Raw genomic sequence first — 14,872 nt, 5'->3', positions numbered from 1 at the left:
ACCGACCTCGACACCGGGAGCACGACCATGGCACTGCTGGCCACCCCTGAGGTGACGGCCACGGCCCTCAGGCTCATCGACCTGCACAAGACCTACCAGGGCCGTGAGCCCGTCCACGCGCTGCGGGGGGTCTCCCTGGATCTGCTCGCCGGCTCGGTGACGGCCGTCGTCGGTCAATCCGGCTCCGGCAAGTCCACCCTCCTGCACTGCGCTGCCGGGCTGGACACACCGAGCCGGGGTGCGGTGGTCGTCGGCGGCCACGACCTCACGGTGCTGCGCGCCGACGACCTCACGCGGTTCCGCCGCGAGCACGTGGGTTTCGTCTTCCAGGCCTACAACCTCATCGGGCACCTGACGGCACGGGAGAACATCCGCCTGCCCCTCGTCCTCGCGGGCCGCGACGTGGACCGGGCGTGGGAGGGCGCACTGCTGGAGTTCCTCGGCGTCACCGACCTGGTGGAGCGGTTGCCGGGCGAGCTCTCCGGTGGGCAGGCCCAGCGGATCGCGATCGCCCGGGCGCTCATCACACGACCCGCCGTCGTCTTCGCCGACGAGCCCACCGGCGCCCTGGACTCCGCCACGGGGGCGGCCGTGCTCCAGGTGCTGCGCGACTCGGCCCGCGAGCTCGGTCAGACCGTGATCGTCGTCACGCACGACGCCGAGGTGGCTGCCACCGCCGACCGCGTCGTCGTCCTGGCCGACGGGCTGGTCGTCGACCGGCTCGAGTCGCCCACGGCCGAGCAGGTCACCGCTCGACTGCTGAAGAAGGGCCGGTGATCACCGTGTGGCAGCTCGCGTCCGCCGGCGTCCGCGCCCACCGCGGAGCCTTCGCCGGCACCGCGCTCGTCCTGGCCGTCGCCGCGGCGGCCGTCGCCGTCACGGGCGTGCTCTTCGAGTCCGGCCTGCGCACCCGGTCCGCCGGCGACGCGCTCGCCGGAGGGCTGCTCGTCGCCCTCGCCTCCTCCTACGCCGGCACGCTGCTCGTCGTCGTCGTCATGGTCGTCGCGGCCACCGTGAGCCTCGCGCTGCGCGGGCGCCGTCGGGAGTTCGCCCTGCTGCGCGCGGTCGGTGCCACACCGAACCAGGTCCGGCGCGCAGTCACCCTCGAGGTGGCCGTGGTATCGCTGGTCGCGGCCCCGCCGGGCGCGCTGCTCGGACTCCTCGGGGCGCGCCTGCTGGACCCGCTGCTCGTGCGCTCCGGGATGGTCGGACCGGGCTTCACCTCGGCCCTGTCCCCGCTGCCCGTCCTCCTCGCGGTGGTGCTGATCGTCGCCACCGCCGTGCCCGTGGGCCGGCTCGGGGCGCGGGAGGCCGCCCGCACGGCTCCGACGGCGGCGCTGCGGCAGAGCGCCGTCGAGGCCGGCAGGGTGGGGCCCGCCCGGCGGATCGCCGCCCTCGCCCTGACCGCCGGCGGACTGGCCGCCGCCTCCTCACCCCTGTGGGTCCCAGGGGTCCAGGGCAGCGCCACGGCCGCGATCTCCTCGTTCCTGCTGGTCGGTGCCGCGGCGCTCGCCGGGCCGGTGCTGGTCGGCTGGCTCTTCGACCGCCTGGCCCGGGTGCACCCGTCCGCAGGCGGCCCGGCGGCGGTGCTCGCCGTGCGCAACGTGCGCGGGTTCTCCCGGCGGCTCACGACGGTCGTGGTTCCGCTCGCGCTGGTCGTCGCCGCGGCGACGGTCCAGAGCAGCGTCGACCAGGCGATCACGGTGGCCGCTGAGCAGGAGATGACCGCCGCGCTCACCGCCGACCTCGTCGTCACCCCCGCCGAGGGCTCGGCGGACGCCGTGGGTCGGGTCGCTGCGGTGCCCGGCGTCGCCGCTGCCGTGCCGCTGGCCACCGTCCCGGCGCAGGTCCGCACCGACGACGAGGACCTGGCCGTCGCCGGTGGCCTGGCGTGGGAGCCGGCCGCGCTGCGGGTCGTCCCCGGCGAGCTGGCCGGCACGCTGGACCCCGGTGTCGTCGAGGGTGGGCTCGCGGGGCTCGGCGCAGCGGACACCGTGGCCATCAGCACCGACACGGCCTTCCAGACCCGCGTCGGTCTGGGCGACACGCTCACGCTCCAGCTCGGCGACGACGTCGTCGAGGCGGACGTGGTCGCGGTGTTCTCGCGTGGGCTGGGCGTGGCCGGCCTGATCACCGGTCCGGCGACGGCCGAGGCGCACGGGTTGCCCGTGGTGCCCGACACCGTGCTGGTCGACGTCGGTCCGGGCACCGCACCGCGGGACGCCGCCGCGGCGATCAGCGCGCTGGGTGTGACGGCGACCGACGTCGGAACCCACGTGACCACCGCGACGCGGTCCGCCGGCGGGGAGAACGACATCGGCACCGCGTTGCTCCTGGTGCTGCTCGGCGTCGTGGCGGTCGGGGCGGCGAGCACGCTGGCCCTGACCACGGCGGCGCGCCGCGAGGAGTTCGCGCTGCTGCACCGCACGGGCACGACCCGGCGCCAGCTCGTGGCGATGACCACCGTCGAGGCGTTGATCACGGGGGCGACCGCGTGCGCCATCGGCACCGTGGCCGTCGTGCCGTCGCTGATCGGCGTCGGCGCCGGGCTGCTCGACGGACCGCCCGTGGTCGACCTGCCGACGTACGGCACCGTCAGCGTGGCCGTGGTGGCCTTCGCCCTCGTCGCCACGGCGGTGTCCGCCCGCCGGACGACACGGCTGGTGACCTAGCAGGGAGCGGCACCCGACCCCGGCCGGACGTGGATGAAGCGTCACGGCTCCGATGCCGCTCCCTGGTGGGTCAGGATGGCGATCACGGCGAAGGGGTACCCGCCGGAGGTCGTGGACCGCGCAGCGCCAACGGTGCTGGAGCACGAGAAGGACTGCACCTCGTTGTGGGCGGAGACTCCCCCACTTCGTGGGAGGTGCCCCCGGCCCTCGCTGGGCAGCGTCGGCGATCCGTACGACAACGCGGTGTCCGATGGGGGCGCCTCCCACGCAGCGGGGGAACATCGAAGGCTTCCACGACCGGCGGCACTCCGCCCTGGGTGGGCGCAGCTTCGTGGAGTTCGAGAACAGCGCCCTTCAGCCACCGGCTCCTCAGTTCGCCGTCCAGTCAACCGGGTCGTGATCAGCGAGTCCGGGGACGTGGGTCGTGTTCAGAGCGCCATGCCCGCCGACGTGCGAGCTGACGCGAGCCCGGCACGCGCACCGGGGAGCCGACCAGCCCGCCCGCACCGCAGACGCCCTCGAAGCCGAGGACGACGCCCCGCTGGTGACCGGTTCGTTGCGGGAAGTCGGCGACGCGCTCACCATCGCGTGACCTTCCGCCCAGCCGCCGGGGCCGACATGCCTGCTCCGGGGCGCGGCCGGGCGGGTGGAGTCGCCACGGGTGATCGACGAGGACGAGCGCTGCCCGACTGCCTTCCAGTGCACCGTGCGGCACCTGCACAGCTCGCGCGCCGCCTGCGCCACCGATGACGAACTGCTCGACGTCCTCATCCCCGCCTGCACCGGTGCACCCAGCGGTGCGGTGACGTGAGTCGTGAAGGCGTCCGGGACCGCGTCGACCGTACTGCGATCGCCGTACTGCGATTCCCGTACCCGGTGCCTGCACCTGCACGACGACGTGCGCAGACGGCACTGGAACGTTGTGAGCACCATTCCAGAGCGAAGTGGAGCGTCACGTCATGGCAGGCATGCTCAGTCGTCTAGGTCGTCTCTCCTACCGCCGGCGGTGGTCGGTCCTGACGGTCTGGCTGCTCGCGCTCAGCGGCGCGGTGCTGCTCGCCGTCGAGTCGGACGGCCCCGTCGACACCAGGCCGACGATGCCGGGGATCGAATCGCAGCAGGCGTTCGACCTCCTCGCGGAGCGCTTCCCCGGCGCCGCCGCGGACGCGGCGTCGGCGACCATCGTGTTCGTCGCTCCACGGGGCCGGGAACTGACGTCCATCGAGAACGCGGAGGCCGTCGACGCGGCGCTGGCGGCGCTCTCCCGCGGGCCTCAGGTGCTGCGGGTGGTCCCACCCTCGACGGGCACGGGCATCAGCGACGACGGGACGACCGGGTTCGCCACGGTGTCGTACGAGGTGCCCTCGTCCCAGGTGACCGAGGAGTCGCGCACCGCGCTGGTCGACGCGGTGGAGCAGGCGCGCGGTGCCGGGTTGACGGCGGAAGTGTCCGGATCGGCGCTCAAGACCAGCACCAGGATGAGCGCCGTCGAGCTCGCCGGAGTCGGAGTGGCCGCGGTCGTGCTGCTGATGACCTTCGGCTCGATGGTGGCGGCGGGGCTGCCGCTCCTCACGGCGATCACCGGGGTCGCCATCTCGTTCCTCGGCGTCTGGGCGGTGTCCGGCCCGCTGGGGATGACGATCACCAGCGGCATCCTCGCCCTGATGCTGGGCTTGGCGGTGGGCATCGACTACGCGATGTTCGTCGTCTCCCGCTTCCGGGAGGAGCGCCACCAGCACGACGACGCCGAGCGGGCGGCCGGGCGCGCCGTGGGAACGGCCGGCTCGGCGGTGGCCTTCGCCGGGGCCACCGTGGTGATCGCGCTCGCCGGGCTGTCGGTGGTGGGGGTCCCGTCGCTGGCCACGATGGGTCTTGCCGCCGCGGGGGCGGTGGTGGTGGCAGTCCTCGTGGCGCTGACCCTGGTCCCGGCGCTGCTGAGCTTCGCCCCGAACCGGGTCCTCGCGCGAGCGCAGCGCCGAGGCGGCGCCCGCTCCCCCGCCCGCCGGTCGGTGGCACGCGCCTGGACGCGGCTGGTGCTGCGCCGTCCGCTGGCGGTCACGCTGGCGGGTGCCGCGCTGCTGGCCGCGATCGCCGTTCCAGCCCTGTCGCTGCAGCTGGGCACGCCCGGTGACGCCTCGCTGCCGGTCACGGAGACCCAGAGACGCGCCTACGACCTGAGGGCTGCAGCGTTCGGTCCCGGGTTCAACGGTCCACTGACGGTGGTGGTCGACGCGCGCGGCGCCGCGGACGTGGACGCCGCGGTGGCGACCGTCGCGGACGACATCAGGGCGACCAGCGGCGTGGTCTCGGTGTCGGAGGCGAGCTTCAACCAGCAGAGGGACACGGCGATCCTCACCGCCGTGCCGTCCACGGGCCCGACCGACGAGCGCACCGAGGACCTGGTGCGAACGTTGCGGGCCGCGCGCCCGGGCGTGGAGGCGGCAGCACGCGTGAGCTACGAGATCACCGGCACCACCGCGCTGGACATCGACGTGGCGCACAAGACGCAGTCGGCGCTCGTGCCGTACGTGGGCGTCGTGATCGGACTCGCCGTGCTGCTGCTGCTGGTGGTGTTCCGCTCCGTGTGGGTCCCGGTCACGGCGGCGCTCGGCTTCCTGCTCTCGCTGTCCGCCGCGCTCGGGGTGATCGTCGCGGTGTTCCAGTGGGGGTGGGCGGCCGACCTCCTCGGCGTCGAGCAGACCGGGCCGATCACGAGCCTGATGCCGATCCTCCTGGTCGGCATCGTGTTCGGGTTGGCGATGGACTACGAGGTCTTCCTGGTGTCGCGGATGCGCGAGGCCCACGCGCACGGCAGGTCGGCCCACGAGGCGATCGTCACCGGTTTCGAGCAGAGCTCGAAGATCGTGGTCGCAGCCGCGTTGATCATGATGGGGGTGTTCGGCGGGTTCGCGGCGGCCGGCGAACCGCTGATCAAGATGGTGGGCCTCGGGCTGGCGTGCGCGGTCTTCTTCGACGCCTTCGTGGTCCGCTTGACGCTGGTGCCCGCCGTCCTGCAACAGCTCGGCGAGCGGGCCTGGTGGCTGCCGCGCTGGCTCGATCGCCTCCTGCCCCGCGTCGACGTGGAGGGCGAGTCGCTGAGCGCACCGCAGCAGGAGCCTGTCGAGGCGCTGAGCGGGCGTTGATCGACCGGGTACCGTCCCCGTGGTGAACGTGGTGGGCGCGCTGGTCGCGTTCGTCTTCGCCGCCCTCGGTGCGAGCCTCAGCACCGAGGGCATCTTCCGCCCGGCCGCGGTGCTGCCCGGTGCCGTGCTGGGCGCGGTCGCGAGCGCGGCACTGCTCGCCTCCGCGCGCCACCCGCGCGCCGCGACCGTGGTCGCGACCTGCTGCGAGGCCGCCGCCTGCGCGGCCGGCTACCTGCCGACCCCGTTGCTGCTGGCCCCGCTGATCGGGTGCCTGTACCGGCTGACGGTCTCGCACGGTCCCCGGCCTGCAGCCTGGTGGACCGGGACCGCGGTCGGCGCGGTGGTCGTGGGCGCGGCGGCGAGCGGTGCGAACACGACGGGCGGGTCCCTGCTCCTGCAGACCGTCGGTGTCGCCCTGTGGCTGCTGCCGGCTCTGTTCGCGGGACGGACGACCCACGCCGAACGGGCGTACCTGCAGGTGGTGCGAGCCCGCGCGGAGGACGCCGAGCACCGCCGGGACGAGGAGCTGCGCGGGCGGCTGAGCGAGGAGCGACTGCGCATCGCACGCGACCTGCACGATGTCGTGGCCCACCACCTCGCGGTCGCGAACGCGCAGGCAGGGGCCGCGGCCCACCTGCTGGTCCGGCGTCCCGAGCTGGTGCGCGAGCTCCTCGCCGGGCTGGGGGACTCCACCTCGGCCGCTCTGCGCGAGCTCAAGGCGACCGTGGGGCTGCTGCGCAGCGCTGGGGAGGACCCCCCGGTGGGCACCGCGCCGGCGCCCGGTCTCGACCAGCTGCCGGACCTGATCGAGGCGTGCCGGGCGGTGGGCACGAACGTGCGCGTGGTCAGCGACGGGACACCGCGGCGCCTGCCGCCGCTGGTCGAGCTCACCGCGTTCCGGATCGTCCAGGAAGCCTTGACCAACGTCACCAAGCACGCGGTCCGCCCGATCGTCACGATCCGCCTGGCGTACGAGGAGGACGCCTTCTCCGTTCGCGTGGTCAACACCACAGCCGGACCCGCCCGCCCCGTCCCCTCCGGCCCGGCGAGCGCAGGAGGTCACGGGCTGATCGGGATGCGCGAACGTGCGCGCGCGGTCGGCGGTTCGGTCCGGGCGGGTCCGGACGGCCGTGATCGGTACGAGGTCTTCTGCACCATCCCCCTGACCCCGTGGCAAGGAAACCCGGCACCTCGATGATCGAGATCCTTCTCGCAGACGACCAGGCGCTGCTGCGCTCGACGTTCCGCATGCTGATCGACTCATGCGAGGACATGACGGTCGTCGCCGAGGCCGCGGACGGCGAGGAAGCGACCCGCCTCGCCCGGCAGCACCGCCCGGACCTGGTCCTGATGGACATCCGGATGCCGGTCCTCGACGGCCTGGCCGCGACGCGGCACATCTGCTCCACGCCCGGGCTGGAGCGCACGCGCGTGCTGATCCTCACCACGTTCGAGACCGACGAGCACGTGGCCCGCGCGCTCGAGTCGGGAGCCAGCGGGTTCCTCGGCAAGGACGTCACGGCGGACGGGCTCCTCGCCGGGATCCGCACCGTGGCCGACGGCGAAGCACTGCTGTCACCGACAGCCACCCGTGCGCTGATCGGCCGCTTCCTGTCCGCTCCCGGCACCACCGACGAGCTGCCCCGAGGATCGCTGGCGATGCTGACCGACCGGGAGCGCGAGGTCACCGCCCTCGCGGCTCAGGGCCTGTCGAACCAGGAGATCGCCGAACGGCTGACCGTGAGCCCCCTGACGGTCCGCACGCACGTCCACCGGGCCATGATGAAGGTAGGTGCACGCGACCGCACCCAGCTCGTCGTCGCCGCCTACCGGCAGGGCTTGGTCCGGGTGCGGTGAACGGCACGACTCGCTGTTGCCGGCGCCACCGCTCGACGGGCAGCGAATCACCAAGGGCGCCGGCGGCGGTCGGCCCCGGCACCACCCGGCCAGGTGGCACGCACCTCCCCTGCGAGCAGGCGGTACCGCGCTGCGGCACCAGCACGGTGACCACCACCGCACTGGCACGCCTGGCCATCACCCTCGCTCACCGGCTGCCACACTGGAACCGACGCAACGGATCGTCGGCGTCGTGCCGAGGCGTGGGACGCCAGCCCGTCCGCCATCGACTGCATGAAGCGCTGCATGAACCGCTGCCAGAACCACCGCGTTCCCCACTGCGTCTCGCAACTGCCGCGCCAGTGGATCAGCGTGTCCACACCGCTGGTCCCGCTCAAGTCGATGACGGCCTGGTAGTTCCTCAGGTACAGACCGTTCTCGCCTTCGCAGGCGAAGCGGGACCGCGGTTGCAGGAAGACGATGCGTCCCCTGGTCACCACCTTGCCCGACCGGGAGGCTCTGACGGCGCCGATGCCGTCGCGGCCGTCCGGGGAGGTGATCGTGGACTCGTGCACGACCGGTTCGTCGATGCGAGACCAGGACGGCCAGCTCGCCGCATCGATGAGCAGCTCCCACACCTGGTCCGAGGATGCCGTGGACCGAGCGCGCACGTCGTGGTTCTGCACCGCGGAACTCCTCACCGGAAGGAGATGAACGGTTTGGAGCTCACGGACCGGCGTTGTCGACGTGTGCAGTTCACTCTGGTCTCGTTCAGCCGCTCCAGGGCTTGCTCTGCACATCTCGTGAGCGCATCGTGACGTCCCGGCACGTGGTGTAGACCCACGCTGTCGCTGCAGCCCTCGACGGCCGACCCGGCAAGCCCTTCGGATGGCGACCCGTTGCCGAAGCCCTCGATGACCGACCACCACCGCCGCGAACAACTGACGATGCGACGACCCCTTGAACCCGAGAGGTACCCCGCGGCCACAGTGACGAACTGATGGGCACCGTCCAGCCAGGGGAAGTGTCCGCTGCAGGCTGGACGACCAGTTCACCGCCGGGGAGGAGCTCCGCGTGCTCGGCCATCGCCTCGGGGGGTGGGTCGACGTCGAACTCACCGGCCAGCACCAGCACCGGGGAAGTGAACCTCGCCGACGCCGCCCGGGTGACGTCGGCGTCGAAGACGCCCTCAGCGCCGAAGACCGCCCCGTCGTAGCCGACGTGCAGGAAACCGTCTTCGGCGCTGGTGAGGCGACCACCTGCAGCTGCCGCTGCCGCTGCACCGGCTTCGTCAGCGAGTTCCTCGTGGGCGACAGCGGCGTGCAGCAAGCTCGTCGTCCCGTCGGCAGCGTGCTGGAACGACAGCGCTTCCGCAGTGCGCACCAGCACACCGTCGTGGACGGCGTGCAGCCGCACGGCGCTGCTTCGGCGACCAGGTCGAAGCCCGCGCCCACCCGTGCCGCGCTCACGCCCCCACACCCCGCGGCGAGATCCAGCGGCGCCACCTGCTGCGCCGTCTCGGCGTGGACCTGCACCGCGACCGCAGGCCCGCTGACCTGCTCGAAGGAGCCGGCCGCCCGCTCCAGGATCGGCGTTCGAGTCGCGGCAGCGCTGTCGAAGGCTCGCTCACCGGCGACGGCGGGGTCTCGGGCGACCCTGAGCCGCCACCGGCGGAGCCGAAGGCACCTCCGACCCCCACGGCCGCGACCTCGGGCGGCCTGCGTCCCCGCTGTCACCGAGACGCGCGGACTGCCAGCAGGTGGCCGTTCACCATCGGTTCGACCAGCCACCACCCGGCTGTGTGCGCAACCACCAGCTCCCGCAGGATCGCCGCGGCCTCGGACAGGTCGGTCGCCGAGTCCAGTTGCCACCGGTGCCGGGTCTCGTGCTCAAACCCCTTCCACGGCGATGGTGGCTGCGCTGCGACGTCCCGCCCAGTCACCACGCACATGGTCCCACCTCCAGGCGAAGGACCGGACGGGCCCGGTGGGTGAGCGACAGGGACGACCGTCGGGCCGGCACCGAGCCGCAGGTCCTGCGCACGCTCGAGGCGGGTGGGGGTCCCCGGGTCGGGGTCCAGCGCCAGCGCCCTCGTGGTGGCACAAGCGGCGCCGGTCGTGAGGTGGTCTCGATCCACCCCCGAGCCCCGCGTGCTGTGCGACCACCACCTCGAACCACTCCAATCCACGGGACACGGCCAGGACCGGGTGGTGCGACCTGGTGGCCGGGTCAGCCGATCTCGGGCGGGTCGACGCGCACCCGCACCACGGGTTGCTTGCGCACGCTGCGCCCGGCGGTGACGGTCTTGACGGCCTGCGCGAGCTCGGCGGAGGCGGTGCGCGGCACGCGCACGACGGTGCGCACGGCCGGGGCGGTGCCGGGGCGCTCGGGCAGCGGGACGGGGCCCAGCAGGCGCGCGGGAGTGCCCGGCGGCAGGGCGGCGACGGTGGCGGCGGCGGCCTCGGCCACGTCGGCCGCCTGGCCGATCAGGCCTGCGAAGCGGGCGGCCGGCGGCAGGTCCAGCTCGGCGCGCTGGGCCAGCTCGCGCTCGGCGAAGCCGGCGGGGTCCCAGCGCACCAGGGCCTGCACGGCGGCGGCCTGCGGGTCGGCGACCACGACGACGGCACCGCCGTCGGTGACGGGGCGCACCAGGGCGGCGGCCTCGCACCAGCGGCGCAGCGCCTCCTCCTGGGCGCGCAGGTCCGGGCGGTTCAGCAGGGCCCAGCCGTCCAGGAGCAGGGCGGCGGCGTAGCCGCCGGGTGCGTGCGGTTCGGCGCCGGGGGTGGCGATGACCAGGGACGGCTCGGCGGGCACGTCGTCCAGGACGCGGGAGCCGCCGGAGGTGCGCACCTCCACGCCGGGGAAGGCGCGGCCGAGCTCCTCGGCGGTGCGGCGCGCGCCGGTGACGACCGCGCGCAGGCGCGTGTCGCCGCAGGTGGGGCAGGTCCAGTCGGCGGCGGGGCGGGCGCACCAGCGGCACACCGGCGGGGCGTCGGGGGCGCTCAGGGCGAGCGGGCCGTGGCAGGCGGTGCAGCGGGCCGGTTCGCGGCAGGTGCGGCACGCCAGGGTGGGCACGTAGCCGGTGCGGGGCACCTGCACCAGGACGGGGCCGCGGCGCACGGCGTCGCGCAGGACGCGCCAGCCGTCGCTGGGCAGGCGGGCGGCGGCGGCCAGGGGGTCCTGGGCGTCGTGGCCGGTGGTGCCGGCGACCGCGGTGCGCGGGGCGGTGGCTCGCACGAGCTCGCGGGGGGCGGTGACCGCGCGCGCCCAGCCGTCGGCGAGCAGGAGCTGCGTCTCGGCGGTGCGGGTGCGCCCGGCGAACAGCGCGGCGGCGCCGGTGGCGTCGGCGCGCAGGACGGCCACGTCGCGGGCGTGCGGGTAGGGGGCGCGCTGCTCGGCGTGGGAGTCGTCGCCGTCGTCGAGCAGGGCGATCAGCCCGAGGTTCGGCAGGGGCGCGAAGACGGCAGCGCGGGTGCCCGCGACGACGCGGGCTCTGCCGGTCAGGGCCTGCAGGAACGCCGTGTAGCGGGCGGCGGGGCCGGCGTCGGCCTCCAGCAGCACGTGCGCGCCCGCCGGCAGGCGCCTGGTCAGGGCGGCGTCCAGGCGCACCAGGTCGCGGTGGTCGGGGACGAGGAGCAGGGCGGTGCGCCCGGAGGCGAGGGTGGCGCGCGCGGCCACGGCCAGCGCCTCGTGCGGGTCGGTGCCGGGGGCCAGGGTGGCCACGGCGCGGGGGGCGCCGCCGCCGGCCAGGTGGGCCAGGAACGCGCGCCCGGCGCTGTGCCGGTCCCAGCCGGCCAGGTCCTCACCGCCGGCGACGGGGTCCGGGACCGGCTCGTGGCGGGCCGGCCCGGCGCGCAGGACGGCGTCCTCGGCGCCGGCGTGGCGGCCGGGCACGGCCAGGCGCACCACGTCGGCCAGGGTGCCGCCGTAGTGGGCGGCGACGCGCTCGGCGAGGTCGAGGACGGGCGGGCTGAGCACGGGCAGGCCGGAGACGACGCGGCGCAGCCGCGCCAGCTTGCCGGGGTGCTCGCTGGCGGTGCGGCGCTGCAGGACCCAACCCTCGACGTCGCTGCCGGCGAACGGCACCCGCACGAGGCGGCCGGGTTCGGCGGTGTGCTCCATGGAGGCGGGCACGAGGTAGTCGAAGGGGCGGTCCAGGTGCGGCAGCGGCACCTGGACCAGGACGCTGGCCACCGGGTCGGTGGTGGCCACGCCCTCCAGCGCCTTCCCGCGGCGCTTGGCCGGGGCGCGCTTCGCGGGGCGCCCGGCGGGGGCGGTGTCCGCGGGCACGGGCGGTGCCGGTGGCGCACCCCCGGCCTCTCCCCCGCCCTCCGCCGCGGTCTCGGGGTCGGCACCGGTGCCGGGGGCCGGGCCGGTGCCCGGCCCGCTCAGCTGCCCGCTGCGGCGCGCAGGGCCTGCACGCGGTCGGTGCACTCCCAGGTGAACCCGGGCAGCTCCCGGCCGAAGTGGCCGTACGCCGCGGTCGGCGAGTAGACGGGCTGGAGCAGGTCCAGGTCGCGCACGATGGCGGCCGGGCGCAGGTCGAAGACCTCGCGGATGGCGGCCTGGATGCGACCCAGGGCGACCTGCTCGGTGCCGAAGGTCTCCACGTACAGGCCCACCGGGTGCGCCTTGCCGATGGCGTACGCCACCTGCACCTCGCAGCGCCTGGCCAGGCCGGCGGCCACGACGTTCTTGGCGACCCAGCGCATCGCGTAGGCGGCGGAGCGGTCCACCTTGGAGGGGTCCTTGCCGCTGAAGGCGCCGCCGCCGTGGCGGGCCATGCCGCCGTAGGTGTCCACGATGATCTTGCGGCCGGTCAGGCCGGCGTCGCCCATGGGGCCGCCGATCTCGAATCGGCCGGTGGGGTTGACCAGCAGGCGGATGTCGGAGGTGTCCAGCTCCAGGCCCTCCAGCACCGGCTCGATGACGTGCCGGCGCACGTCCGGGGTGAGGGTCTTGACCAGGTCCACGCCGGGCTCGTGCTGGGTGGACAGCACCACGGTGTCCAGGGTGACGGGCTTGTCGCCGTCGTAGCCGATGGTCACCTGCGTCTTGCCGTCCGGGCGCAGGTAGGGCACCTCGCCGTCCTTGCGCACCTCGGCCAGGCGCTGGGCCAGGCGGTGCGCCAGGTGGATCGGCAGCGGCATCAGCTCGGGGGTGTCGTCGCAGGCGTAGCCGAACATCAGGCCCTGGTCACCGGCGCCCTGGGCGTCCAGGGGGTCGACGCCACCGGCTTCGCCGTACCCGCTCTGGCGGTTCTCCCAGGCCTCGTCCACGCCCTGGGCGATGTCCGGGGACTGCGAGCCGATGGAGACCTCGACCCCGCAGGTGCGCCCGTCGAAGCCCTTGGCGGAGGAGTCGTAGCCGATCTCCAGCAGGGTGCGCCGCACGATCGTGGGGATGTCGGCGTACGCCTCGGTGGTGACCTCGCCGGCCACGTGCACCAGGCCGGTGGTGACCATGGTCTCCACCGCGACCCGGCTGCGGGGGTCGCGCGCCAGCAGGGCGTCCAGGACGCCGTCGGAGATCTGGTCGCAGATCTTGTCGGGGTGGCCCTCGGTGACCGACTCGGAGGTGAACAGGCGCAGCGGGGTGGTCACGGGGCTCCAGTCTCGGGGGTCTGAGGGACCTGCGGGGCGGCACCGGCGTCGGCGGCACCGGCGGGGGTGATCGCGGCCAGCATAGGCACCACCGCGTCCCACACCGCGTCGGCGACGACGTCCTTGCTGGTCTCGGGCACGGCGCGCTCGCTGCCGTCGGCGCCCAGCAGCACCACCGCGTTGGTGGCGGTGGCGAACCCGCGGTCCTCACCGACCTCGTTGAGCACGAGCAGGTCGCAGCCCTTGCGGGCCAGCTTGGCGCGCCCGTGCTGCAGGACGGTGCCGGAGGCGTCGCCGGTCTCGGCGGCGAAGCCGACCAGGACGGGCCCGCGGGCCCCGGTGGCGCTGCTGGTGGCGGCGCGGGCGGCGACCAGCTCCGCCAGGACGTCGGGGTTGCGCTCCAGGACCACGACGGGGTCGCGCGCGGGGTCCTCGCTCTTCTTGATCTTGGCCCCGGCGCGGGTGGCGGGGCGGAAGTCGGCCACCGCAGCGGCCATGACGACCGCGTCGGCGCCTTCGGCGGCGGCCCCCACGGCCCGCTGCAGCTCGGCGGCGGTGCCCACCGGCACCACCTCCACGGCCGCCGGGGCGGGGACCTCCAGGTGCGCCGCGACCAGGGTCACGCGCGCGCCGCGGGCCGCGGCGGCGGCGGCCAGCGCCACGCCCTGGCGGCCGGAGGAGCGGTTGCCCAGGAAGCGCACCGGGTCCAGCGGCTCGCGGGTGCCGCCGGCGGAGACGACCACGCGGCGCCCGGCCAGGTCGTGCCGGCGCGCGCCGGAGCCCAGCAGGCGCCGGCACGCGGCGGCGATCTCGGACGGCTCGGGCAGGCGGCCGGGGCCGGTGTCCGCACCGGTCAGCCGCCCCGAGGCGGGCTCCAGGACGGTGACGCCGCGCGAGCGCAGCAGCGCCACGTTGTCCTGCACGGCCGGGTGCTGCCACATCTCGGTGTGCATGGCCGGGGCCAGCAGCACCGGGCAGGTGGCGGTCAGCAGCACGTTGGTGAGCAGGTCGTCGGCCAGGCCGTGCGCGGCGCGGGCCAGCAGGTCCGCGGTGGCCGGGGCCACCACGACCAGGTCGGCGTGCCGGCCCAGGCGCACGTGCGGGACGTCCTCGGCGCCGGTCCACACGTCGGTGGCCACCGGGTGCCCCGACAGGGCCTCCCAGGTGGCGCGGCCCACGAACCGCTCGGAGGCGGCGGTGGGCACGACGGTGACGTCGTGGCCGGACTCGGTGAGCTCGCGCAGCAGCAGCGCGGCCTTGTAGGCCGCGATGCCGCCGGCGACCCCCAGCACGACCCGGGGGCCGCGGTCGCGGCTCACTGCTCGGTGGGCTCCGAGGTCAGCAGGCCCTCGTTGATCTCGCGCATGGCCACCGACAGGGCCTTCTCCTGCACGTGGGTCTCCACCAGCGGGCCGACGTACTCCAGCAGGCCCTCGCCCAGCTGGGAGTAGTAGGCGTTGATCTGCCGGGCGCGCTTGGCGGCGTAGATGACCAGCGCGTACTTGGAGTCGGCGGCCGTCAGCAGGTCGTCGATGGGCGGGTTGGTGATGCCCTCGGGCGACGCGACGGTTCCAGCCACGGTGACTCTCCTCGGTTCGGGGGGTGCGCCCGTCGGTCG

13 protein-coding genes are annotated in these 14,872 nt (G+C 74.7%); 6 read left to right on the top strand and 7 right to left on the bottom strand.

The genetic code is table 11. The annotated features are described in order from the left end of the window. The first annotated feature begins 27 nt into the window (after positions 1 to 27). The 6 genes from ACRYR9_RS03590 to ACRYR9_RS03565 all read left to right on the top strand — a co-directional run bounded on the left by ACRYR9_RS03590 (position 28) and on the right by ACRYR9_RS03565 (position 7,672). Positions 28 to 777, top strand: coding sequence for an ABC transporter ATP-binding protein (locus tag ACRYR9_RS03590; RefSeq protein WP_432493300.1), 750 nt, complete (start codon positions 28 to 30; stop codon positions 775 to 777). Then, a complete protein-coding gene (locus tag ACRYR9_RS03585) occupies positions 774 to 2,672 on the top strand; it encodes an FtsX-like permease family protein (protein ID WP_432493220.1) in 1,899 nt (632 codons plus the stop codon). Before ACRYR9_RS03590 ends, ACRYR9_RS03585 begins: the two co-directional genes overlap by 4 nt. 661 nt (positions 2,673 to 3,333) lie before the next feature. Next, positions 3,334 to 3,483: a hypothetical protein gene (locus ACRYR9_RS03580; RefSeq protein ID WP_432493222.1), complete on the top strand. Its 150-nt coding sequence runs from the start codon at positions 3,334 to 3,336 to the stop codon at positions 3,481 to 3,483. A 148-nt stretch (positions 3,484 to 3,631) separates the two neighbouring features. Further along, positions 3,632 to 5,815 carry an MMPL family transporter gene (locus tag ACRYR9_RS03575; RefSeq protein WP_432493224.1) on the top strand — a complete coding sequence of 728 codons (2,184 nt, stop codon included), beginning with the start codon at positions 3,632 to 3,634 and terminating at the stop codon, positions 5,813 to 5,815. Positions 5,816 to 5,837: 22 nt separating this feature from the next. Next, a complete protein-coding gene (locus tag ACRYR9_RS03570; protein ID WP_432493226.1) occupies positions 5,838 to 7,013 on the top strand; it encodes a sensor histidine kinase in 1,176 nt (391 codons plus the stop codon). Continuing rightward, on the top strand, positions 7,010 to 7,672 hold the full coding sequence (locus ACRYR9_RS03565) for a response regulator transcription factor (RefSeq protein WP_432493228.1): 663 nt from the start codon (positions 7,010 to 7,012) through the stop codon (positions 7,670 to 7,672). Before ACRYR9_RS03570 ends, ACRYR9_RS03565 begins: the two co-directional genes overlap by 4 nt. A 47-nt stretch (positions 7,673 to 7,719) precedes the next feature. Here the strand turns inward: ACRYR9_RS03565 and ACRYR9_RS03560 are convergent, their stop codons facing one another. The 7 genes from ACRYR9_RS03560 to rpoZ form a co-directional block, all read right to left on the bottom strand. After that, complete coding sequence (locus tag ACRYR9_RS03560) at positions 7,720 to 8,337, bottom strand: SRPBCC family protein (RefSeq protein WP_432493230.1); 618 nt, start codon at positions 8,335 to 8,337, stop codon at positions 7,720 to 7,722. Between the two features lie 85 nt (positions 8,338 to 8,422). Further along, on the bottom strand, positions 8,423 to 9,067 hold the full coding sequence (locus ACRYR9_RS03555) for an alpha/beta fold hydrolase (protein WP_432493232.1): 645 nt from the start codon (positions 9,065 to 9,067) through the stop codon (positions 8,423 to 8,425). Between the two features lie 316 nt (positions 9,068 to 9,383). Further along, entirely contained in the window at positions 9,384 to 9,593 is a 210-nt protein-coding gene (locus tag ACRYR9_RS03550) for a hypothetical protein (protein ID WP_432540179.1), read from the bottom strand. A 287-nt stretch (positions 9,594 to 9,880) separates the two neighbouring features. After that, complete coding sequence (locus tag ACRYR9_RS03545; protein ID WP_432493234.1) at positions 9,881 to 11,941, bottom strand: primosomal protein N'; 2,061 nt, start codon at positions 11,939 to 11,941, stop codon at positions 9,881 to 9,883. A 98-nt stretch (positions 11,942 to 12,039) separates the two neighbouring features. Next, positions 12,040 to 13,254: a methionine adenosyltransferase gene (metK, locus tag ACRYR9_RS03540; protein WP_432493236.1), complete on the bottom strand. Its 1,215-nt coding sequence runs from the start codon at positions 13,252 to 13,254 to the stop codon at positions 12,040 to 12,042. After that, on the bottom strand, positions 13,251 to 14,573 hold the full coding sequence (gene coaBC, locus ACRYR9_RS03535) for a bifunctional phosphopantothenoylcysteine decarboxylase/phosphopantothenate--cysteine ligase CoaBC (protein WP_432493238.1): 1,323 nt from the start codon (positions 14,571 to 14,573) through the stop codon (positions 13,251 to 13,253). Before coaBC ends, metK begins: the two co-directional genes overlap by 4 nt. Then, complete coding sequence (rpoZ, locus tag ACRYR9_RS03530) at positions 14,570 to 14,833, bottom strand: DNA-directed RNA polymerase subunit omega (RefSeq protein WP_432483221.1); 264 nt, start codon at positions 14,831 to 14,833, stop codon at positions 14,570 to 14,572. Before rpoZ ends, coaBC begins: the two co-directional genes overlap by 4 nt. Positions 14,834 to 14,872: the final 39 nt, after the last annotated feature.

This window comes from Kineococcus auxinigenes (assembly GCF_050871525.1).
Taxonomy (GTDB): domain Bacteria; phylum Actinomycetota; class Actinomycetes; order Actinomycetales; family Kineococcaceae; genus Kineococcus.
This window is presented reverse-complemented; position numbering and strand designations above follow the sequence as displayed.

What these genes read in the sequence shown, in the direction of transcription:
- ACRYR9_RS03590 (WP_432493300.1), top strand. Translation starts at nt 28, where the DNA reads ATGGCACTGCTGGCCACCCCTGAGGTGACGGCCACGGCCCTCAGGCTC.
- ACRYR9_RS03575 (WP_432493224.1), top strand. Translation starts at nt 3,632, where the DNA reads ATGGCAGGCATGCTCAGTCGTCTAGGTCGTCTCTCCTACCGCCGGCGG.
- ACRYR9_RS03565 (WP_432493228.1), top strand. Translation starts at nt 7,010, where the DNA reads ATGATCGAGATCCTTCTCGCAGACGACCAGGCGCTGCTGCGCTCGACG.